The organism is Bacteroides hominis, from assembly GCF_033042785.2.
Classification (GTDB): Bacteria; Bacteroidota; Bacteroidia; order Bacteroidales; family Bacteroidaceae; genus Bacteroides; species Bacteroides hominis.
Genome location: NZ_CP178829.1, coordinates 4528577 through 4550734 on the forward strand (window position 1 = coordinate 4528577; position 22158 = coordinate 4550734).

Annotated in this window: 21 protein-coding genes; 3 read left to right on the top strand and 18 right to left on the bottom strand. The window is 36.8% G+C overall.

What is annotated here, in order from left to right; genetic code table 11:
• Positions 1 to 7: 7 nt before the first annotated feature.
• The 17 genes from R3O62_RS19195 to updY all read right to left on the bottom strand — a co-directional run bounded on the left by R3O62_RS19195 (position 8) and on the right by updY (position 16037).
• Positions 8 to 328: a DUF202 domain-containing protein gene (locus tag R3O62_RS19195; protein WP_005780368.1), complete on the bottom strand. Its 321-nt coding sequence runs from the start codon at positions 326 to 328 to the stop codon at positions 8 to 10.
• Positions 329 to 497: 169 nt separating this feature from the next.
• On the bottom strand, positions 498 to 1448 hold the full coding sequence (locus tag R3O62_RS19200; protein ID WP_269110010.1) for an MraY family glycosyltransferase: 951 nt from the start codon (positions 1446 to 1448) through the stop codon (positions 498 to 500).
• A 3-nt stretch (positions 1449 to 1451) separates the two neighbouring features.
• On the bottom strand, positions 1452 to 2471 hold the full coding sequence (locus R3O62_RS19205) for an NAD-dependent epimerase/dehydratase family protein (protein WP_137569279.1): 1020 nt from the start codon (positions 2469 to 2471) through the stop codon (positions 1452 to 1454).
• A gap of 40 nt (positions 2472 to 2511) precedes the next feature.
• The gene (locus tag R3O62_RS19210; protein WP_050550852.1) at positions 2512 to 3321 is read right to left on the bottom strand and encodes a glycosyltransferase; all 810 of its coding nucleotides are present in this window, start codon (positions 3319 to 3321) and stop codon (positions 2512 to 2514) included.
• Positions 3322 to 3338: 17 nt separating this feature from the next.
• Positions 3339 to 4379 (bottom strand): glycosyltransferase family 4 protein, encoded by a 1041-nt coding sequence (locus tag R3O62_RS19215; RefSeq protein ID WP_032543103.1) that lies wholly within the window; start codon positions 4377 to 4379, stop codon positions 3339 to 3341.
• A 7-nt stretch (positions 4380 to 4386) separates the two neighbouring features.
• A complete protein-coding gene (locus tag R3O62_RS19220; protein ID WP_032543104.1) occupies positions 4387 to 5592 on the bottom strand; it encodes an EpsG family protein in 1206 nt (401 codons plus the stop codon).
• On the bottom strand, positions 5580 to 6563 hold the full coding sequence (locus R3O62_RS19225; protein WP_050550853.1) for a glycosyltransferase family 2 protein: 984 nt from the start codon (positions 6561 to 6563) through the stop codon (positions 5580 to 5582). Before R3O62_RS19225 ends, R3O62_RS19220 begins: the two co-directional genes overlap by 13 nt.
• Positions 6564 to 6566: 3 nt before the next feature.
• Positions 6567 to 7136, bottom strand: coding sequence for a serine O-acetyltransferase (locus R3O62_RS19230; protein WP_032543105.1), 570 nt, complete (start codon positions 7134 to 7136; stop codon positions 6567 to 6569).
• Positions 7137 to 7238: 102 nt separating this feature from the next.
• Entirely contained in the window at positions 7239 to 8225 is a 987-nt protein-coding gene (locus R3O62_RS19235) for a glycosyltransferase family 2 protein (protein ID WP_032543106.1), read from the bottom strand.
• Between the two features lies 1 nt (position 8226).
• On the bottom strand, positions 8227 to 9228 hold the full coding sequence (locus R3O62_RS19240; RefSeq protein WP_050550854.1) for a glycosyltransferase family 2 protein: 1002 nt from the start codon (positions 9226 to 9228) through the stop codon (positions 8227 to 8229).
• 1 nt (position 9229) lies between these two features.
• A complete protein-coding gene (locus tag R3O62_RS19245; protein ID WP_250708385.1) occupies positions 9230 to 10195 on the bottom strand; it encodes a glycosyltransferase family 10 domain-containing protein in 966 nt (321 codons plus the stop codon).
• Positions 10192 to 11172: a glycosyltransferase family 2 protein gene (locus tag R3O62_RS19250; protein ID WP_137569258.1), complete on the bottom strand. Its 981-nt coding sequence runs from the start codon at positions 11170 to 11172 to the stop codon at positions 10192 to 10194. The genes R3O62_RS19245 and R3O62_RS19250 overlap by 4 nt, the downstream gene beginning before the upstream one ends.
• Positions 11169 to 12320 (bottom strand): glycosyltransferase, encoded by a 1152-nt coding sequence (locus tag R3O62_RS19255; RefSeq protein WP_250708386.1) that lies wholly within the window; start codon positions 12318 to 12320, stop codon positions 11169 to 11171. Before R3O62_RS19255 ends, R3O62_RS19250 begins: the two co-directional genes overlap by 4 nt.
• Positions 12321 to 12348: 28 nt before the next feature.
• The gene (locus R3O62_RS19260) at positions 12349 to 13902 is read right to left on the bottom strand and encodes a lipopolysaccharide biosynthesis protein (RefSeq protein ID WP_269110008.1); all 1554 of its coding nucleotides are present in this window, start codon (positions 13900 to 13902) and stop codon (positions 12349 to 12351) included.
• Positions 13903 to 14091: 189 nt separating this feature from the next.
• Complete coding sequence (locus R3O62_RS19265; protein WP_217497670.1) at positions 14092 to 14838, bottom strand: DUF4751 family protein; 747 nt, start codon at positions 14836 to 14838, stop codon at positions 14092 to 14094.
• Between the two features lie 118 nt (positions 14839 to 14956).
• Complete coding sequence (locus R3O62_RS19270; RefSeq protein WP_032543097.1) at positions 14957 to 15439, bottom strand: UpxZ family transcription anti-terminator antagonist; 483 nt, start codon at positions 15437 to 15439, stop codon at positions 14957 to 14959.
• A 58-nt stretch (positions 15440 to 15497) separates the two neighbouring features.
• Positions 15498 to 16037 (bottom strand): capsular polysaccharide transcription antiterminator UpdY, encoded by a 540-nt coding sequence (updY, locus tag R3O62_RS19275; RefSeq protein ID WP_005780390.1) that lies wholly within the window; start codon positions 16035 to 16037, stop codon positions 15498 to 15500.
• 1080 nt (positions 16038 to 17117) lie between these two features.
• On the opposite strand from updY, the gene R3O62_RS19280 reads away from it, so the two are divergent.
• Together R3O62_RS19280 and R3O62_RS19285 are read left to right on the top strand one after the other, a co-directional pair.
• Positions 17118 to 17465 (top strand): SH3 beta-barrel fold-containing protein, encoded by a 348-nt coding sequence (locus tag R3O62_RS19280; protein WP_005780395.1) that lies wholly within the window; start codon positions 17118 to 17120, stop codon positions 17463 to 17465.
• A 141-nt stretch (positions 17466 to 17606) separates the two neighbouring features.
• Complete coding sequence (locus R3O62_RS19285) at positions 17607 to 18479, top strand: DUF4373 domain-containing protein (protein WP_269110007.1); 873 nt, start codon at positions 17607 to 17609, stop codon at positions 18477 to 18479.
• Positions 18480 to 18822: 343 nt separating this feature from the next.
• On the opposite strand, the gene R3O62_RS19290 is transcribed toward R3O62_RS19285, so the two are convergent.
• Complete coding sequence (locus R3O62_RS19290; protein ID WP_005807526.1) at positions 18823 to 19659, bottom strand: 4Fe-4S binding protein; 837 nt, start codon at positions 19657 to 19659, stop codon at positions 18823 to 18825.
• A gap of 276 nt (positions 19660 to 19935) precedes the next feature.
• Between R3O62_RS19290 and rho the strand changes: the two genes are divergently transcribed.
• A complete protein-coding gene (gene rho / locus R3O62_RS19295) occupies positions 19936 to 22005 on the top strand; it encodes a transcription termination factor Rho (protein ID WP_032531699.1) in 2070 nt (689 codons plus the stop codon).
• Positions 22006 to 22158 lie beyond the last annotated feature (153 nt).

A 22158-nucleotide genomic window follows, 5' to 3' on the forward strand; every position in this document is an offset into this window, starting at 1 on the left:
ACAGGGATTACTTCTCCTGCAATGACTTACTCTCAGCCTCACGACATGTTTTCGTATACTGTTTCAGATGCTTTCTCATCTGCCCGAAGCGGACAAAGCCTAAAAAGAATAAAATGATCCCGGCCATAATACACACCCACGCCAGCCCATGCAGACGTGAGATACTTTCAACTTGAAAGATCCCTATTCCTACAGTCAAGAGATAAAGTGCCATGCGGATATATGCAAACAAAGTTCTTTCATTGGCCAACTTTGTTCTTTCAAGTGCCAAATGATCACGGAGTATCAACTCTTTATCATTCTCAAAGTTATCGGTAAATGTCAACATAGATATTGAGGAAATTGTGTTCTATACGTTTTTCTTTAAAAACAAAGATAGAAAAGAATAGTTCCCCCAAACAGAATCTCAATTAACAAAACACCACTGATAGCCTCTCCAATTCCAACCAATCTACTGCATATTAAAAATCATTTTCTGTTATATTTTTCATAACTGATTAATTAGATTTATGTAAATAGAAAAATCTCTTCATAAATAGAAGATATAACATACCCAACAGTAAGATAATCCCTAATAAATAATAATATCCATGCTCTCGTAATACCAGATATCCTACCACAACCATGGCTTGTACGAACATATAAGTCAATGATACAGTTACATGAGAAATCTTCAATTCATTAGCCATAATCTGATACAAATGTTTCCGGTGAGGCAAACCAATATTTTCATGTAGTAACAGGCGGTGTACGATCGTCAACACACTATCCACTCCGTACACAACAAGCAATACAAGCCAGCTGAAATCTTTCGTTTGAAGAATCAAACTCCCGATCAGGAACAGGACTACAAAAGCTATACTGACCGAACCCACATCACCGGCGAAGCATTTCGCTCTCTTACGGAAATTAAAGAAGTCAAACACCAACACAGAACAAATCATCGTATAAATAAAACTCTGTTCTGTGAAGGAGATCACTTCCGCATTCACATATGCCAAAGAAACCAGGATAACCAATGAATACCCGCCGGTAATGCCGTTAATGCCATCCATAAAGTTATAGGCATTGATAATCCCCGTACAGACAATCAGAGCGACAAGCAACGTCCACCAAGGTAAACTGAACAATCCCCATTGATAGAACAACAGGGCCATTGCCGTAAAATGGAAGACTAAACGCAAACCCTGCGAAGTAGACCGGATATCATCTACAAAACTGATAAAAGTGATCAAGGTCAAAGCCAATATAAACCAAGGGTATTCAAACTGATTCGTCAGGAAAAAAGTCAATGCACCCAAATAGAATATGATTCCTCCACCTCTCAGAGTAATCCGGGTATGCGAACTCCGTTCGTTCGGTTTGTCGATAATATTACATTTATCGGCAATACGAAAATAAAAAAGTTCTGCCAAAAATAGCAGAACTAAGATTATCAGATAATACATAAGTTATTCAGTTTCTTCAAATGAACGAATAGTCTTCATTAATCCTTCTTTAGCAGTGACAGGTAATTTATCGATACCTAAAGCTGCTTTGATCTTAGCATTACTTACCACATAATTTTCCGTCAGTTTACGAAGTCTTTCGGTATTTAAAGGCAAGTGGAGTAAAGTGCCCAATCCGGCACAAGCTTCCATAAAACGCTTATTCATCTTCCAGATACGAGGTTGTTTTTCCATTGCCTCGCACATGATGGCAATCAATTCATTTGTTGACAAAGCTTCATCATCCCCCATGTGATAAATGCCCGTAGGTACATCCTGATTCAAAAGCCCCTCAATCACATAACAAAGGTTATCGATTGAAGTAAACGAACGACGATTATCAAAATCGCCAAGAGGCCAAGGGATTCCTTTTTTCACTACATTATATAATAAATTCAGATTCCCTTTATTTCCCGGTCCGTGAATCATGCAGGGACGAAGAATATACACCTGTTTATTCTTGGGCATCCTCCCCCTATCTTTCTCCAACCGCAAAGACCGATCCTCACCAATAGAAGCAGTTGGAAACATAAAATGATTTTTTATATATTCTTCCGCCTTAATCTTACTCTCCCCATAAGGACCGACCGGAGTAGGAATCACATCTTCGGTAAGCACGTCTCCTACTACACTATCGGCAGCAGCTTTCACCGAACTAAAGAAAATAAATTTCTTGGCGGAAGACTCCAAAAAGAAGTCGAATATCTTTTGAGTCAGACCGGTATTGATATCAAAATAGAACTGAGCGGCCGATTGTTTTTTCGTATCATGGGCCTTTCCGGCAAGATGAATAATGGCATCGAATTGGGGAAGAGTTTGAAAAGGAAAAGATGTGGATTCGATATCTAGCCAAGAAAAAGTTTTAGACACATTAATTCTATCAAAATTTATAATATCTAATCCATAAAAACGATAATCATTAACTAATTTACTTACTAAATTAGAGCCAACAAATCCACTAATACCTGTAATCAGAACATTCATCATTTTCCACTATAAATACACACAAAACAGTAAGATAGAATCACTTACTCCGAGGATTAAATTTAACCATCAAATTATTAAATAAAATATTAAATGGATAAGGAAGTATAGCCCTAAAAAGAGGAGTTGCAACCCCTAAATAAGTCCATACAGGTAAATGCAACTTACGACATCCTTTTATACCGACTTTTAAACGATCCCATCCAACTTTTACATTATTCTTACTAACGCTATTTTGAAAAAAACGATAATAAAATAATACCTCAGGAATATTAGCAAAATTCAAGTTATAAAAAGCACATCTAAACCACAGTTCATAATCATCTTGCCGCAAACCTGAATTTGGATTATATCCTCCCACTCGTTCTATACTGGACTTCCGAAACATAACAGTAGGATGTATAAAAGGACATGCCCAGATATATTTGGAAATATCTGTATGTGTTATTGGAACTTTTAATATTCCACACTGTTTATTGTCAGCATCAATCCTTACAGCATAAGTTCCCACAATATCAACCGAAGGATTCTGCTTTAAATAATTTATCTGCTTTCTAAAACGTTCTGAATGACAAATATCATCTGTATCCATACGAGCTATTAACTCATTTTTACAAATAGAAAGTCCTGCATTTAAAGCACAGCTAAGTCCTTTATTTTCATCTAATAACAAGTAATCCACTTCAGTATAATGATCCAAGACATCCTCCAATTCCTTTGTTAAACAACCATCTTTTACAATTACTACTTGATTAGGTAATAAAGACGATTCATAAATGCTATCTAAAGCTAATTTTAAATAATAAGGATTTTCCTTACTATAGACAGACATTAAAACGGTGAATTTCATAATATTCAAACTAGGGTCTATTTCATCAAAGACATATATATATCAATATACCTTTCAGCAAACACGGCTGGGGAATACATTGATAGATACCTCCTATTCATAAGATCAGCCATTTCTAAATTATATTTCGCATTCATGATAGCCCTTGCTAAATCATCAATGTTTTCAGGTTCAAAAAAAGCCACCTCGGTAGAATTGAAAATTTCTTTAAATATTGGAATATTGGAACATACTGTAGGCACTTTTATCGCAGCGGCTTCCAACAAAGCCAAAGGAAAGCCCTCACTTCGACTAGGCATTGCAAATATATCATAGTAAGATAAATAACGATATGCATCTCTTTTGTATCCAACAAACATTACCCTATTTCCCAATTTGCATTTTTCAACCAAATCACATAAGTACTTTCTAGACTTACCATCGCCCACAATGAATAGTTTATATTCAGGCAATACCTCAAGACTCCTTATCAACAAATCAATACCTTTAATCGGTGATAAAAGCGCATTAACTCCAATCAATATACATTCACCCTTAAAATCAAGTATCTGCTTTTTTTCCTCTGAAGTTAAAATCGCATTCAAAGAAAGCTCTCGAGTATTATAGGCATATGTTAGGTGAGATTTATCAAACCATTTGCAATAATATTTCATGGCATCTTCACTTAAAGAAACAATCAAATCATGTCTTTTCAATAATCTCATCCACAGATTTCCAAAAACAAAAGCTACTAATTTATTATATTGAGAAGTGAGATCTCGTAATACATAGCTATGGATAGTTGTCAAAAATCGCGCCTTATCACAACTTGATCTATGAAAATAAACATATATATCAGGGCGTAAGCCATTAGTATGTACAATATCAAATCGATCAAACTCAATTTTTTCAAAAAAATGTACTCGAATAGTTGGACAAGGGAAAGTAAGTTCTGTCATGCCATCAAAGTAAAAGACCCAACATTCATTACCTGCTTTCAACATTTGATTCACTAATTCTTTCACAACAATAACAGGCCCCCTATTAACTAGAGCAGGTACAATATAAGCTATTTTCATAATCAAGTCACTTTCTCCAATTATCCATATTCTCCCAAAGCCACTGCTCGCTAAAATTATTCGACATTATATATGGAACAGGAGCTAAAAGTTTATATTCACGACTTAAACGCATTGTCCCTCTCTCCGCATATAAAGAAATAGAAAAGAAAATAGCGACTAAAACAAATTCAACTTTAGCTATTTTTCCATGAAATTGACTGCCATTATAATTTTTCAAAAAATAAATAATAGAAGAAGTAACAAAAAGCATTATCATCCGATCAACAACTGCAAAATAAGGTAAGGTTACAGCACAGAAAATAAAACAAACTATAACAAAAGAATAATATCTGTTAGCTATTTCCATTTTATACAAAAAATAAAGTAATGGAAGCATTTGAATTTTATTAAAAGAAGAAGCAACCAATCCATTAAAAGATATTTGACCTTCTGCTTCTCCTCCACTTCCCCAATACCCTGTAGTATATACCTCTATAGCATTTCCTACATCTCCACCCAATATGGATGCCAAATACCCCATAAGCACTAAACTCAACCAATATAGTATTACGGCTAAAGACAACCCTATTTTAAAGTTAAAGCGAATCACATTTATTTTAATTAACAGGACACTTAAAGATACCAATAGCAAGGACAAATGAGTAAGAGGAGCCAATACCAAAAATAAATATGCTATTTTTCTGTTTTCCACTAACAATACATAGGCTCCATATATTGCCAAAGCTGTTGCCATCCCTTGACGTAACCCACAGCATATCACGAAGAAACGTATAGAAAATAATAACAACAAGAACAAGAAAAAACTAGTACTTCTACTGTTTTTCAAGAATCCATTTTTCTCTTGTAAAGAAAGATAGACTAAGAAATATAATTGATATGAAATAAAAACAAATAGAAACCGAATAAATTCAAAATTGATATTCCACTTTGCAAACCAAGCTGTTAAGGTGTACAATATCAAGTCTTGCTTAAATACAACTCCATTGTCTACTACAGAAGAAACACAATCATAATAAAATAAATTATGCCGAAACAAATCATGTGTAGGAGCATACAATAAAGCAATAAACCCTAAAAATAAAGCTAAAAAAGTATAAGCATACCTCTTTCCATGATAAACGTAATATATAATTAATGGAAAGCTCAATAATGGAGATATAAAAAACAAAAGAGTAAAAATTTGAATATTACTCCATTTCATTTTATCCATCTCCTTATTATATTAAAAAGGAACAAAAACGAACTGAGTCTGACTACATTATTTTCAGAAGCCATACGCACAATCCATTTATAATATATGGCCAATCCGGGATGCGTATTTAAATGTTGAACAGAGTCATTATATATAGTATAATATTTCTCTCTTTCTTTCCTGCCACTTGATATCAGCAAAATAGACTTCACAGTCAGTTTATAATATTCAAAAGCTTGCCACAAATCTTTATCCCTCACGTTGTTATTAATAAAAAAATCATAAATAAGATCAACTACACTAATAATATTTTGGCGAACTCTCTCTGAAAGCCGTTTTGTATAAGAAGAAGTATTATACTGTACATAATGTAAATAAGCATGTGGACAATATGCCACTTTCTTTGCATAATAAAATAAGCGAAATAGTATAGACATATCCTCACAGACATTAACTCCCTCAACATGTTCTATATTATTTTCTATAAATAATTTTTTAGCGATTAGTTTATTAGAAGTTGAGGCATGCAACTTACCGTTCAGCAAATCCTTCAAACAATCCATTCCCACGGAAGGAGCAAACTGCTTCTTATATATTATTTTATTTTTATAATCAATCCAATAATCGGAAATAACAATATCGGCATTCTCTTTTATAGCCATATTATACAAATCTTCCAGCATTGTAGACTCTATATAATCATCTCCATCAATGACAATAATGTAGTCACCTGATGCAGCTTCTAAGGCCGTATTCCTGGCCGCAGCAGAGCCTCGATTCTCTAAGTGATGTAAAATATTTACCTTAGATCTGTAATTGGGAAATTGATCTAAAACCTCTTTTATAACAGCTACACTCCCATCTGGTGTACAATCATCCACAAAAATATACTCTACATCTTGCAAGGTCTGGCAAAACAATGAATTAACACACTTCCGAATGTATTTTTCGACACCATACACAGGAGTTAAAACAGATACTTTTGGCATAAACTATCTTCCTTTTTCTATTATATATCTATTATGAATGTATCGCCCCGGAGTTTTATAAGATACAACTCTAGCCGGACAGCCAGCTACCGTTGCATTGTCAGGCACGTCTTTAACCACAACAGCACCTGCCCCGATCGTTACATTATTACCTATAATTACATTCTCAACAATGCACACCGAAGGTCCAATATAGACATTATCTCCTATAATTGCAGCTTTTCCATGATTTGAGCCGATCGTCGTAAATTGACTCAAATTACAATTATTTCCTATGATTGTCGTAGGATTTATGACTATCCCTATCCCATGACCAATATACAGTCCATAACCAATTTGGGTATTACGAGGAATTTGCAAGCCATATTTACGAGACAATCTATTCAACATAAAACAGCTCAAAGGATAAAGCCATCCTGTTTTTGAAGAAAATCGTAGCCAAACAGAGTAAGCGAAAGAATGATTCCAACAAGCATAAAGTATGATTAACAACCAAGAAGAATCTTTTCCTCTATATCTAAAGTAATCGCTTTTTACTAGTTCAAAACACTGCTTATAATTACTATTTATCATCGCAATTTTTATTCGCAGCCTTTGCTACATAATAGAATATAAGTATACAAGAACAAAGTATTAAATTATAAAGCTATACTATCGAGAATAAAACACGATCATTTATCGTTTAACTGTAATTCTCAGATAATACAAACTTCGAATAAGAAGGGTTCCCCAAAAAGGAAAGAAAGCATTTAAATAGAGACTTCCCCATTTATAAAAAGGTAAGTTAGCTTTTGCAAACCGATTTCTCAAATAAGTTGAATTAACCATTTTCACATAGTCACAATATTCTTGTTGGTGTCCCCCATTAAATATAAATGTGAAAAGCCCGTTCAAAACGCTATAAGCCAAAGTTCCTTGAATTAAAGCATCTCCTTTAAAGGATAATGTATCAACATATCGTATCTGCCATTTACAAAACGCTAAATGAGATCGTAATATTTTTTCCGTTTGTTTATGCATTATAGAGCCAGAATTTTGATAATAATAATATACTACATCCGGAATATAAACAATTTTGGTCGTAAGATACCTCAACTGCATTTGTAAAGCCAAGTCTTCACCAACAATCAACTCTTTCGGAAAATCGATCAAATCAAATATTTTTTTCTCAATTAATGCCCCCCATATATGTCCTCCAATACGCCCTTGCATCAGAGAAGCATACAATTCAATATCTGACTCCCCAATCGGATCATATTTATTTTTTAATGCAAACTTCCCATCATCCCAAAAATAGTACGCTTGCCCCATGACCATTTTCGCCTTAGCTGATTTTAATGCAGAAAATAATATTTCGATGGAGTTTTGAGGAATATAATCATCACTATCCAAAAAAAAGATATATCGCCCCAAAGCTTCTATGACGCCACGTTTTCTTGTTAAGATCAATCCTTCATTACTTTTACTAATGACCCGAACTCTCTGATCCTTTCGTGAATAATCCAATAATATCTCCAAACTATTATCTGTACTACCATCATCAATAGCGACAATTTCAACATACTGATAAGTCTGTGAAAGACAACTATCTAAACATCTTTTCAGAAATCGACCAGTATTATAAACAGGTACGATTATGGAAATTAATACTAAATCCTCCATACTATTTTAAGACATTCATTCTACTTTTTACTTTTCTAACATTAGCAACAATACACAAAATAGTCCAAGAATATTTTATAATCATTCCTTTTATACAATCTCGCATAGATAAATTCCTATCATTCAGCTTTATATCTTTTTTCAAACATCTAATTTGCTTTAGCATAGTCCTTTTATCTCTCATACTTAAACAGTTGTTTTCAAACATATAAGTTACAAAACCATATAGTATAGACATCAAATAAGAATACATCCCTTTTATAGAAACTTTCATTTCTTGCGCCAATTGGATTTTCATTTCTATCACTTTCAGATAATCCCAATAATTTCTTTTACTTTTCGAAGCTGTTATAGAATCATTACGACGAATAATATATCGATATACAATATCTTCAATCATAACAACAGTATTCGATTTCATAGCAAGGCAAAAAGAAAAGTATTCATCCTCATGTAAAATGCCCTCAATAAACCAAATTCCTTTCTCTGTAAAAAACGAACGGTTTATTAACTTACCCCAAGCCATCACATACAAATCCCCAGAAATATACCTTCTCAAAATTTCATCATTAGATCTTAAAAGTATTTCAGAGTGCAATAATTTGTAATAAAAATCACCAATTACATCAAAATTTCCAATTAAAAAATCTACATTTCCATATTTATCCAAGCACCTAATAAATGACTCTATCGATCTTTCTGGTAATTCATCATCGCTATCCAAGAAAAAGACATAATCTCCTGTAGCGTTTGTCACTCCCGTATTACGAGCCGCAGATAATCCTTTATTATATTCATGGACTATTATTTTAAATTTAATATCTCCAGAATAAAGACTTAATAAATCATTGATAATGGACATTGAATGGTCCGGAGTTGCGTCATTTACGATAACACATTCTATATTAGTATAAGATTGGGTAAAAACAGACTCTAAGCATTTACCAATACATTTTTCTACATTATAAACGGGGATTATTATTGAAACCATTATAGAATTCATCTCAATGAGTATTAAATAGTGATTCTTTTACAACATAAACCCAACGTCCTATTTTAAATCTATTATTGCACCATTCAGACATTAACATATTCCTTCTATACATTTCAGAACGGCCATACTTTACCAGATATTTAGCGCTGCATAAGGGTTTTTCAATAATGGACGATAAAAAATCCAAAAGTTTTTCTCTCCATTTCAAAATATCGTCATTTACAATCCAAGGTTCCTTCAACACCTTTAAGTATTCTTCCTCTATAGTATCAAGTATCATAATCTTTTCCACCACTTCCTCCAATGACTTAAAATCATGCAAATTCACAAAAGATTTCGTATTAAACTCATTACTAATTAAAGGATTCCCCCAATATATCGGGATAGAGCCTACAGTCATCGGTTCCATTATTTTCTCCGTCGTATATCCCATTACACTACTATTTTCAAAGGCAATATTAAACTTATACTTAGCTATAAATTCATATTTATTATCCACCGGCCCTCCAATATTATTCCAAGCTCTCCCACCAGAATCTATTTTTTTATATTCTGATAATAATTGAAAGAAACGTTCGCGCATAGGATCTGCTAAATGATTATTAGAGACAACAATACTGCAAAATTCTCTATTTAGCAATTTCTCATTATCGATTAGTTTACTTTCCTTCAAACACTCAAAACTATCATAAGTTACATATAAAGGTAATCTTAAGTAACGGTCACCAAAACTCAAATAGTCAAATCCTAATGCGTAATCACAGATATTAAAATCCGGCACTAAATTTTCCCCAACAAACAATATTTTTACACACTCATATGATAAATGAGTAAAGCCAAAACAAGAAAAGAACAAATAATCTGGAGACTCTACCTGAATTACCTCATATTTTATTGATAAAGTCTTCACTATGAAATTAGAATCTAAATCAAATCCAGGCCAAAAATCAACAAATTTAATTTTTATACGTTTCATGTCAAGATTTTATTTCGCATATTTAATATACTCTTTATTGGAGTATATATCCATAAAATATTATATGAAGCTAGCAACAAACAAATTTTCCAAAATACATTCACATACATAGCAGAAAGTATATACTTTCTTTTTATACAAAGAGAAGCATTACATTTCCTACGTAGACAGCCTTCATTGAATACCAATAGGCTTATCTTTGTACTCAATATTTTTGAATATAATTCCTTATAACATAAATCGATTAATCCATATTCCTTTATTCTACTTTCTATCAGCAAACTACTATTAATAGAATCATTAAAACTCTTTAGAGTTCTATTCTTACAATAAGAATTTGGATTATATTGACAATAGTGTACAAATGCTTGATGAATGGAAACGACTTTCTTCGCAAAGAAAAACAAAGAGATTGAAAAAAGAAAATCTTCTCCATAATCCACTCCCTCAACAGTATGTATATGTTTCTCTTGTATAATTTCTCTTTTTATCAATTTATTCCACATATACCCTCCCAACTCTCCATTGAGAAGTTTTTTTATATTAGATACATTATCCACATCACATTTTTGTTCTACATATTCTATGTTATCATTTACATGATCTATGAAATAATCAGCAATAACTATATCTGCATTCTCCTCCAAAGCCTTCAAATACATACTTTCCAGCATATTCAACTCACAATAATCATCACTATCAATATGGATAATATAATCCCCAGTCGCAGCACGCATACCAGTATTACGAACCGCAGCCAAACCTCTATTATATTCATGGGATAACAGCTGAAATTGTATCGGACCATTATAATGAGCTATAATTTTTTCTACCACTTCCATACTATTGTCAGGAGAACAATCATCAACAATGATACATTCTACATCTACCGTATAAGTCTGATTTATAATGGTGGTAATACAGCGCTCAACGAAATGTTCAACTTTATAAACAGGAACAATAATAGATATATTCATATTTTATCAAATAAATCAATCCATCTTTTCACAACGACACTTGGAGAAAAACGACTTATAATGTCTTCTCGGGCATCTTTCCCCATCTGTTCTCTAAGATCACAATCTTCCATCATTTGAATTAATCGTTCACAGTAAGATTTTTCATCGCCATTGGAAACTAAATACCCTGTCACTGAATCCTTTATAATAGAGTTGGGACCAAACGTTTTATAAGAGATTGCGGGTAGACCATTCACCATAGCTTCGGCTAGTACCATAGAAAATCCTTCAAAACGTGAACACACAGCATAAATAGAAGCCATTTGATATTCATATAATGGATTTTGTGTAAAATCTAATATCTCAACATAAGCTCTTAAATCCTTTTCATCAATCATTTTCTCATATTCTTCTTTTAGAACCCCTTCGCCTAATATCCTAAGTTTCCAGTCAGGGAACTGAGCAACTACTTTTGAGAATATATTTATTAGTCGATCAAACCCTTTAATATCGTCCCACATGCGCCCCATAGATAAAATAATTTTCTTGCGTGAAGCATATGTAGGTATTCTATATGGTATCTCTCCCACAAAATTTGGCATTACATACACAGGTCTATTTAAAGACTTCCATTCATTTAATTGAGCATCAGTAAGACAAGTCACTATATCTATATTCCGTGGAAGCAGTCTCTCAAAATAAGAGTATATCTGACGTAGCCACGATTGCCTTCGGTATGCATCCACCATATACGGAAAAGAGCAATGATCAACACCTACTAAAACAGTATGTCTTTTGTGATACAGAGGAATCTCATAACTATTTAAAAGAATAACAGCCGTATCTTGGGGCTGCGTATATTCCTCTACAATACGATACATATTCCTGGTAAATCCCAATGAGTAGATCCAAGTCCCCATTAGTCTAGTTACCGGATTATCCTGCCATCTCCATGTATCATACTTTGATTTCGGTTTGAGATAATGCACCATAACTAAAGGATTTAAAGCATATTTTATCTCTGGGTTTTTTCTGTATTTACTTATTATATGTACCCTGCCATATATTTCAGCAAACTCATTGGCCATATTAACTACTACCCGCTCTGCTCCCCCTCCCAAAGTTATATCCTTAATAAAGAGAAATAAAACAATATCATTTTTCATATCACAGTGTATTTATACTTAAAACCTTTCAAACCTTTCTATTAGAAGTAAAGAAAGTATAGAATCTTTTTGCATATGAACGCGAAGCAGCATCTGTAGAAATGAATAAAAAAAGACTAATCATTGAATACAATAACAAAAGTCCCAATGCATAGATCCCCCATGAAAAGTAAGATGACACATCCATTACAAGTAATATATTCGATAAAGCAGAAGTCACAGAAAAAGAAATTATTATTAAAAGAAGATACTTTCCCCAGTGTAAAACATATTCCCATATGCATTCCCTAAAACCCGATTTATAAAGAAAATAAGGCTTCCATCCACATACTATTATCAACAAACTGATAGCGACACCTAGCAAAATGCCTGTTAGCCCAAAGAAATACCCCAACAAAATAGATAATCCCAAATTCAATATAGCTTCAGCAATAGGTGCCCATATATCTTGAAATAGCCCATATGCAAACAAGAAAATTTCATTAGTCCGAGATAACGAAATAAAAGTTATGAGAATAAGGACTATAAAAGCAGACTGTTTTAAAACAAACTGTTCACCTACCCAAAGTATAATAAAAGAGTGCCCCAACTTATAAACACCAAAACAAACAACAGATGACAGCCAGACACGAAAAGAAGTCAACTCCCAAAATACTTTTTTTATTCGTTTCTTATCCCCTTCAGCCACTAAGTTTCCGATCCCGGCACCAACGCTATTTAACAACGAATTTACCAACATTGTTACTCCAATAACAATCAACATATAATTACCATAAATAGCTACCAATGTTAATGAAGCATAAGCATAAATAATCAGCGGGCTGGTCTGGCTTAACACAAATCCCCCTATTTGGTGAAAAAATGCTTGTTTCGTTTTTGTAATTATCTCAGGATACTTTTTCTTCAATTCCTTACCTTGTCCAGGGACGGATTTCAACCATGGATATTCTCGCTTCAAAATCCTATCTAAAACTACTGCGGCAATAATTGAAAAAAGAAACTCTAAAAACATCCAATAGACATACCCACTTACCAAATAACGGATAGCAAGTATTTGAAAGACTACTTTCAATATTTTAAACCCCTGTACATTAAGTGTTATTTTATACTCTTTTTGATTAGCGGTCAAAACAATTTGCCGATAATTAATAAAATAACTAAGAAGTGCACCAACTAACAAAACAACAAATGAACCGTAAGTATACCATAAAGGAACTTCAGCTTTCGCAAATATTAACGGAAAAAAGCACATCAGTAAGCAAGCTCCAATTATAACGACATAAGCTACTCGCCGATATAACCAACCCTGTACAGAAACTATTTCGTTAACTTTTTGTATATCTTTCTCAAAAATAGGTTTATAGAGATTATATGCTACTGCACTGCCAATCCCCAATTCTGCTAAATTTAAAAATCCAAGTAAATTCTGAGCTGTAGTATTTAATCCTAACACTTCTGCGCCCAAATATTCTAAAAATATTTTCCGGGAAAAAAACTGAAGGAGTAAATTTATAAAATAGAAAAATAACGCAACCTTAGCGTTCTTTATGCTTTTAGCAGTTCGGGATTCAGTAGCCGACATTTTATTACGATGTATGTATTTAGAAAAAGATTTTACTTTTCACATCACCTATGTAAAAACGAATCGTTCAACCAAAGTCTAAGTTAAATATAAACTAATAACTAATTATATTTATGATAAATAAAGAGGGTCCGCAAAAGGGGAAAGAAAACATCCTCCCCCTTATGATTTTATTTTCAACCGAATGAATTACCAATTAACGATCTCATATTCCGGAGCAGTAGGGATTGCATCCACTTCTGCCGGAGACATCACCTTGATTTTATCCCAATCGAAACCGACCTTATTAAAATCTTCTACAGATTTAATGTGACTTTTCACACCATTCGTACTCAGATACACCGGATCAGAGTCATTGGCTTTAATCAGACAAGCATCCAAAGAGAGAGGAATACCCAAAGGAATAGCATTCACTTCCTCCGGACTTTTCACCGTGATTTTATCCCAGGCAGGAAATAAGGCAAAATAAACATCCGGATTGGGAATGTGATGGAGGCTACCGAATTGAACCAAATAAACCGCATCCGCATTGTCAGCTTTGAGGAGCATACCTTCCGGACAGTCGGAAGCCAGTTCTGGATGAAGATTGTCAATCAAAGTCAGAAGTTCAGCACGCCACTTACGGCCATCCCAACCAATATAATGCATTACCGTGTCTGTATGCGCACGTGAATAGTCACCATTGGGAGCATGGACAAAATGATCACCCTCTATCTTCATCTGCCAGTTCTCACCCGCATCCGATATGTAATTCAAGATGGAATCTGTATGGCATTTATCCTTAGCACCATTTTCATAATGATAGAACTTGCCATCTTTGTACTCCGCCGTCCAACGGCCTTTAGTATTCCAAGTCAGATAATCAAGATACGGAGAAGCTGTTTTCGTCTCTTGTGGATTCTCAAGAGAAGTAAATACAAACCATTGTTTTTTCATAATGCTGAATTTTAATAGTTAAGAAACAAAGATAATTATATAGATAAATCACTTATGGCGAGGCCTCAGCCAAAACGTGACTTCACTATTCAACGAGATAAATACTTCACAAATGATATTATTCCATATCCATATTCGGATACGGATTTTCCTCCAAACTCTTTAAATGCTCCACCATCTCAAGCTCCTCCCTTGTCAATTCCCGCTCCTTCCAACCGTCTATTATTGCGTGTGCCTCCGCTGCCAGCTCTTCGTCAAAGACCTCGGCGTAACAGGCTACCAACAAACGGCATTTCAAAAGCGAGGCGGGAAGTGTATCCAAGATATCCCAACTACGATCGAGAACCGACTGGATTTTATCTTCCTTATCACCGTGATTATAAATGGTAGCATTATAGCCGGTCAACAAAGCGATACAAAGAGAAGCTTCCTCTTCAAGAGTACGTCCGTGTGAACCGAAAAGATGCTCACAACGATGATACACATCCGTATTCAACTGGCGGAAACGGTCGGAGTAGATGGGTTCGCCATCCAGACCTAAATGGAGAAGTTCGTGCGAAACAGCGCACAAAGAATCGATTTCTGATTGCAAAGACAACATGGTGATTTATTTACGTATTGGAATATGCACCACAGAGGGCACAGAGTTCACTGAGTTTTTAATTCTTTATTAGCTCGATTAAAGAGGGATGAATGAAGGCTGTGGCAACCGCCATAACCCCCTGGATGGAAACCACCACACGGCGGTCACCTTTAATACGGACAAACTCACCCTCGACACCCTCAAAGATGCCACCGGTGACACGAACACGGTCTCCCTTCTTCATGGAAACGGCGGAAGGGTCCAGATAAACAACCTGTTCATCGTAATTACCGGCAACAGCTATAAAACTACGCATCTGGACTTCAGGAATGGTAATGGGCTGACAGCTCTCACGGTCCATGATATAACGAATGGGAAGAGAAGCGCCGACAGTGGATTTCATTTCGTCAACCTCACTGCGGGTAGCATAAACAAAAACCAGGTTGTGAACAACAGGAACCAATTTACGGATCTTACGCTCACCACGGAATACGTATTCATAGCGCATGGGAAGAAAATTCTTCACTCCACGGGAGTCCAGGTATTCCTTAAAGGCAAGCTCACGGCTATAGGTGATACGAAGGGCGTACCAGGATTTATCAATGCTGTTGTTCACGAAAGGATATGATTGGGGGACACCGGGGTAGTGAAATACCTTCCGGTCAAGTTTGCTAATTCTATTATTTGCCTTGCAGCGTATATCATTTCATCAGGCACTCCCCTATCGCAGGAGAGACGGTTTGAAAAGGGATTCAGAGCAAAAAAGACCATCTTCATAAAGAAGCAGGGAATTTTTGATCTTAGATTTTGTAAACAAGCGTATTATGAAGCAGAAATGTTTCAATAGACGTTCGTCTTTTGAAACACCTTTTTTGTAAATAAATCAAAAGTATCAGACAAACAAAATCAGACAGATAATAAATAGTTTTTTATTAATTCATAAACAACTATATATTAGTGCATTAATGTAATAAGTGAAAGAGGAATATTATTTTTTTTATTAAACATTTTGTAGTTCTAAAAATACCCTCTATCTTTGCGTTCAATTAAACGAACGTCTATTGAAACACTCACATTTCCATCCCATATCAAACTATATATCAAATATTTAACCAACGAAAGAACGTTCATTTTTTCTTTAATTTCACATTTACTTGTCCGCTGAGAGATTCCTTTCTACCTTTGCAACACATTAACACAAATTAGTTTTTAATAAAATAAAAATCACAATGAAGAAACAAAAAGTAGTATTTCAAGCCGTAGACAAAAGTGTAAAAAAACGCTATTAGCAAAACGCAATCAACTATTACAGAAATAGTTAAAGAAACAAGAGGCAGAAAGAAAGGAATACCGATACGTGGAATAATTTCACATAAAGAAGAACTTATCAAAGCGTTGATAGAATCCTACATAGAGGATGCGAATATACAAAATATCAATACATGTCAGGCTTCACTCGCACGCTACATCAATGAAAAAAGACTAATCGGAAATATTAAAAACGGAGTATTTAAACCATTATCCATCAGTTCAATATTAGTCTATATCAGCAGCATTTGGGAAGAAGTGGAAAAGGATAGACAGCACAAACCCGCCATCCACAAAAATACGCACAATGAATTATCATAATCCGCCTTACATGAAACGCCCCCTATCTTCGTGGCGATAACATTTTATCAACTTAAAAAATATACGTATGAAACGAAAAAAAAGACCGGCATCACAGAGTGAAGCCATGAAACTGAGATGGAAGAAACGGATTGTCTTTGAGAAAGGATATACCGAACAATGTGCCGAATGGATGGCAGAGCGTCTGGAAGCATTAACAGACCACCTGCAATACGGGCACGCAGTTATTGCTTATCAGAAGCAGAACGGAGACTTCAGGCTGGTGAAGGCGACACTGATCTATTACGAAGCGGAATTCCACAAGAAGTATGATCCCACAAAAATAGAAGGTGCCGTAGTCTACTGGAATGTGGACGAACAGCGGTGGACAACGTTCCAGGTGGAGAACTTCATGGAATGGAGGCCGATGGCATAGGGTGGGCACCACAGAATTACACGGATTTTCACAGATGAATTATTTCTATTTTGAGGAATCAAGTGAAAACGTCTTTGGGAATCCGGGGTAATTTGTGATGAATGTTTTATTGAAAGTACAAACGATTAATTTGAAAATACAATGGCAATAGCATACGACGGGATCAACTATTTCCCGATGGGCGTAAACTTCATGGAAGAGAACGCAATGGAAGTGATAGAGGCAAAATACGGAATCAAAGGCCCCGCAATCGTACTGAAGCTCCTTTGCAAAATATACAAGGAGGGATACTTCATACGGTGGGATGAGGAGCAGTGCCTGATCTTTGCCAACAAGGCAGGAAGGGAAGTGCAGGCCGAGGAGGTGCAGGGAATTATCGAAATTCTCTTTATCAAAGGGATACTGGACAGAAACAGTTATCTGGAAAACGGAATACTGACTTCAGAAAACATACAAAAGGTATGGCTGGAGGCAACGAAGCGAAGGAAGAGAGAACTGTCGGAACTCCCCTACCTAATAGTAAAAACGGAAAAGGAAAACGGAAAACCCGATACTCCTTCTATAACACAGGAAATTCAGCAACCGGAGCTGTTCAAAGGGGAAAAAACACCTGTTAACCCGAAAAATGTAGTACATCATGTAGCCGTTGACGCAAAAAATGCATGCAATTCCGGACAAAGTAAAGTAAAGGAAAGTAAAGCAAAGGAAAATAAAGAATTACCCCCCTCAGCTCCCCCCGAGGGGAAGGAGGAAGAAAGGAAGGATGATTCCGCTTCTCTTCCGATACCGGGATACGCCTTCAATACGATGACACACAATTATCCGGGACTGATGGACACGCTGAAGAGATTGAGCATTACCGACACCGGGGAAGTAAACTCCATACTCAGGCTGTCGGACTATGGAAGGAAGGGAACGACGGTGTGGCGGCTGATTGCCAACACTTGCTGGAGTGACATAGGGGCAAAAGGAAGGTATCTGATAGCGGCGCTAAACAAGGCGAAAAGAAGATAGCAGGAAGTGTTAGTCTCCGATTTGTAGTTGACAAAAAAGCAAGTATCCAGACTTTTGGTCTGAAAGGGATTCAGTGAAACAAAGAAGCAAAGAGCGTACTTAAAAAACTAAAACACAGCGCTTTTAATGTACAAGATTCCTGTCGGTAAAAGCTTTGCTTTAACACAGAGTTAAAGTTTGTTCTTTGGATGCAAATAACAAGTGTTTTAAATGCAAAAGACTTGTTATTTGCATCTAAGAATAAAATGGCCGGAAGAGGGCGTTAACAATGTTAATGAAGAGCACTGATACACCCAACCGGAAAATGAGGAAATTAAGATTAAAAGTCAGTGCTCCGACCTTTTTAAAGCAATGTACAAGGATCTTTCTGCTTAACAAAGCATTGTGACAGCAGCACGGCAAACGGAGTATCGTATACTCTTGCTTTCTGAGGACACCCCTTTACACAGGCACAGCATTTAATGCAGCGTTCGGCATCTGTATTCAACTCGTCACCTTTTATAATAGCACTCACGGGACACATCTTCGCACATGCACCACAATGAGTACACAAGGATTCGTCTTCTACCCAAGGAGTACGCGGAAGTGGGACACCGCTCTTACGCAAAGCAATCACCTTTCGCAAAAAACGGAACAGCGGAAAGAAAGGCTGGCGCGGACGCCGGATTTTACGGACATCCACTGCATACAGCTTCTCCGGCTCGGCAGCAGATGCTATTTTATCCGAGATCTGCTTTCCAAAATCAGCTGCCAAAGTAAGATCACGTTCATCAGGACGTCCGGCAGCTACGGGATATTTCTCTGTACTATATGAATGTTCTCCGATGAAGGTTGCACCGGCAATCACCTTAAATCCCTGTTGAATAGCCCAATAATCAAGTTCCATCAACGATTTTTCATAAGCGCGATTACCATATACCACCACGATAACTGCCGGAGTATTATTCCCGCGTACACTTGCCAGACGATCCATGGCCAGAGGAGCCACACGCCCTCCATATACAGGTACGACAATAATGGCTAACGCAGATTCGGTAATTACTAAATCCTGAGCTGCCTGTTGTGTTAAATTCGTGTTTATCACATTTGTTATTCCAGTTCCACGAACAATTGCCTCTCCAACTTGTTTTGAGGTGTGGGTAGGCGAGAAATAAATCAGATGGACTTCGTTTGCTGTCATAATAGTTATGTTTTGTGCAACAAAGGTACACTTTTATGAAGAAAAAAAGAGTAAACGATCATAAAAACCAAATTTATTTATTATCTTTGCGGCGTTGAAACATTCCGATAATCCTCCAACGGGAGACGAAACTCGGATTTCCGATTCAACAAAACATCCCAAATTCATCATATAAAAACTGTTGCGTTTGTTAAGCTTCCGGCCATTGCGTCGTAGCTTCGGCCGTACGTATTTCAACAAATAAAATTAAAATATTAAATAACTCACATATACTGTATGTATAACATTATCCAATTGAACGACAAAAATTTGTCGGAACTACAAACTATTGCCCAGGAACTGGGTATCAAAAAAACAGACTCACTTAAGAAAGAAGAACTTGTCTACAAAATCCTTGATGAACAAGCTATAGCCGGAGCTACTAAAAAAGTAGCAGCTGACAAACTTAAAGAGGAACGTAAAGAAGACAAGAAAAAACGCTCTCGAGTGACAGTAAAGAAGGAAAACGCCGACAAGGTTTTCTCTTCTACCAAAAATGGCGAACTGACCAAGACAGATGCCAACGCACCTGCAACCAAAGCACAAGCTAAGACAACAGAACCGACTAAGGAAGCAACTAAAGAGATGAGCACTGAAACGAGCGCCACTCCGGCAGAATCGATAAAGGTGACCCCTTATGCCACTCCGAAAAAGAAACCGGGACGTCCCCGCAAAAACGCAGTGGAAGCAGAAACCAAACCTGCAGAGGTTACAGCAGACAAACCTGTAACAGCCCCAGCGGTACAGGAAGAAAAGCCGGCTGCTCAACCGGAAACGGAAAAACGCCCTATCAGCAAACCGATCCTCAAACCGAAACCAACCGTTGTAGACGAAGAAAGCTCAATCCTCTCGGATATGGATGCAGATGATGATTTTATCCCCATCGAAGATCTGCCTTCAGAAAAAGTAGAACTGCCTACCGAATTATTCGGCAAATTCGAATCAACAAAAACAGAACCGGTAACCACCACTCCCGAACCGGCTGCACAACCTCAACGTCCCCGTGTCATTCGCCCACGCGACAACAACAATTACAGCAATAACAATAATAACAACAATAATAACAATCAGCGCAACAACAACCAGCGTCCTCCTGTACAACAACGTCCCATGCCGCAACAAAATGCAACTGAGCCCGCTCCTGTTCAGGAACGCCGTGTGATTGAACGCGAAAAACCATACGAATTCGATGATATCCTCACCGGAACCGGTGTATTGGAAATCATGCAGGATGGCTACGGATTCCTCCGTTCATCAGATTACAACTACCTCTCTTCACCGGACGATATCTATGTATCTCAATCACAAATCAAACTATTCGGACTGAAAACCGGTGATGTAGTAGAAGGTGTAATCCGTCCGCCCAAAGAGGGTGAGAAATACTTCCCATTGGTGAAGGTTTCTAAAATCAACGGACGTGACGCTGCTTTCGTGCGTGACCGTGTGCCGTTCGACCACCTTACTCCGCTTTTCCCGGACGAAAAGTTCAAGCTTTGCAAAGGTGGCTATTCCGACTCCATGTCGGCACGTGTGGTAGACCTCTTCTCGCCCATTGGTAAAGGACAGCGTGCACTGATCGTAGCCCAGCCTAAGACGGGTAAGACCATCCTGATGAAAGAAATTGCCAATGCCATTGCTGCCAATCATCCGGAAGTATATATGATTATGCTGCTGATTGACGAGCGCCCGGAAGAAGTTACCGACATGGCCCGCAGCGTCAATGCCGAAGTGATTGCTTCTACATTCGACGAACCCGCCGAACGCCACGTAAAAATAGCCGGCATCGTTCTTGAGAAGGCCAAAAGACTGGTAGAGTGCGGACACGACGTAGTTATCTTCCTCGACTCGATTACACGTCTGGCACGTGCATACAACACTGTATCTCCGGCATCGGGTAAGGTACTTTCGGGTGGTGTGGATGCAAACGCACTTCACAAACCGAAACGTTTCTTCGGAGCAGCCCGTAACATCGAAAACGGAGGTTCGCTCACAATCATCGCTACCGCCCTGATCGACACCGGTTCTAAGATGGACGAAGTGATCTTCGAAGAGTTCAAGGGTACAGGTAACATGGAGTTGCAGCTCGACCGCAACCTGAGCAACAAGCGTATCTTCCCCGCTGTCAACATTGTGGCATCGAGCACACGCCGCGACGATCTGCTGCTCGACAAACAGACACTGGACCGCATGTGGATCCTGCGCAAGTACCTGTCGGATATGAACCCGATCGAAGCAATGGACTTTGTAAAAGACCGACTGGAAAAAACCAAAGACAACGACGAGTTCCTGATGAGCATGAACAGTTAAAAAAGTCCTTTTGTGAACAAAACATAAAAAAAAGAGTGAGATTCTGTTTGATTCTCACTCTTTTTATTTAGCTTTGCACTACATGCATCATAAACAAGCATAAAACAAACACCGGAAGTACAACAATTACTGTGGGAAAGTTTATTAATATAA

What these genes read in the sequence shown, in the direction of transcription:
- R3O62_RS19195 (WP_005780368.1), bottom strand. Translation starts at nt 328, where the DNA reads ATGTTGACATTTACCGATAACTTTGAGAATGATAAAGAGTTGATACTC.
- R3O62_RS19200 (WP_269110010.1), bottom strand. Translation starts at nt 1,448, where the DNA reads ATGTATTATCTGATAATCTTAGTTCTGCTATTTTTGGCAGAACTTTTT.
- R3O62_RS19205 (WP_137569279.1), bottom strand. Translation starts at nt 2,471, where the DNA reads ATGAATGTTCTGATTACAGGTATTAGTGGATTTGTTGGCTCTAATTTA.
- R3O62_RS19210 (WP_050550852.1), bottom strand. Translation starts at nt 3,321, where the DNA reads ATGAAATTCACCGTTTTAATGTCTGTCTATAGTAAGGAAAATCCTTAT.
- R3O62_RS19215 (WP_032543103.1), bottom strand. Translation starts at nt 4,379, where the DNA reads ATGAAAATAGCTTATATTGTACCTGCTCTAGTTAATAGGGGGCCTGTT.
- R3O62_RS19220 (WP_032543104.1), bottom strand. Translation starts at nt 5,592, where the DNA reads ATGGATAAAATGAAATGGAGTAATATTCAAATTTTTACTCTTTTGTTT.
- R3O62_RS19225 (WP_050550853.1), bottom strand. Translation starts at nt 6,563, where the DNA reads ATGCCAAAAGTATCTGTTTTAACTCCTGTGTATGGTGTCGAAAAATAC.
- R3O62_RS19230 (WP_032543105.1), bottom strand. Translation starts at nt 7,136, where the DNA reads ATGATAAATAGTAATTATAAGCAGTGTTTTGAACTAGTAAAAAGCGAT.
- R3O62_RS19235 (WP_032543106.1), bottom strand. Translation starts at nt 8,225, where the DNA reads ATGGAGGATTTAGTATTAATTTCCATAATCGTACCTGTTTATAATACT.
- R3O62_RS19240 (WP_050550854.1), bottom strand. Translation starts at nt 9,228, where the DNA reads ATGAATTCTATAATGGTTTCAATAATAATCCCCGTTTATAATGTAGAA.
- R3O62_RS19245 (WP_250708385.1), bottom strand. Translation starts at nt 10,195, where the DNA reads ATGAAACGTATAAAAATTAAATTTGTTGATTTTTGGCCTGGATTTGAT.
- R3O62_RS19250 (WP_137569258.1), bottom strand. Translation starts at nt 11,172, where the DNA reads ATGAATATATCTATTATTGTTCCTGTTTATAAAGTTGAACATTTCGTT.
- R3O62_RS19255 (WP_250708386.1), bottom strand. Translation starts at nt 12,320, where the DNA reads ATGAAAAATGATATTGTTTTATTTCTCTTTATTAAGGATATAACTTTG.
- R3O62_RS19260 (WP_269110008.1), bottom strand. Translation starts at nt 13,902, where the DNA reads ATGTCGGCTACTGAATCCCGAACTGCTAAAAGCATAAAGAACGCTAAG.
- R3O62_RS19265 (WP_217497670.1), bottom strand. Translation starts at nt 14,838, where the DNA reads ATGAAAAAACAATGGTTTGTATTTACTTCTCTTGAGAATCCACAAGAG.
- R3O62_RS19270 (WP_032543097.1), bottom strand. Translation starts at nt 15,439, where the DNA reads ATGTTGTCTTTGCAATCAGAAATCGATTCTTTGTGCGCTGTTTCGCAC.
- R3O62_RS19280 (WP_005780395.1), top strand. Translation starts at nt 17,118, where the DNA reads ATGAAACGAAAAAAAAGACCGGCATCACAGAGTGAAGCCATGAAACTG.
- R3O62_RS19285 (WP_269110007.1), top strand. Translation starts at nt 17,607, where the DNA reads ATGGCAATAGCATACGACGGGATCAACTATTTCCCGATGGGCGTAAAC.
- R3O62_RS19290 (WP_005807526.1), bottom strand. Translation starts at nt 19,659, where the DNA reads ATGACAGCAAACGAAGTCCATCTGATTTATTTCTCGCCTACCCACACC.
- rho (WP_032531699.1), top strand. Translation starts at nt 19,936, where the DNA reads ATGTATAACATTATCCAATTGAACGACAAAAATTTGTCGGAACTACAA.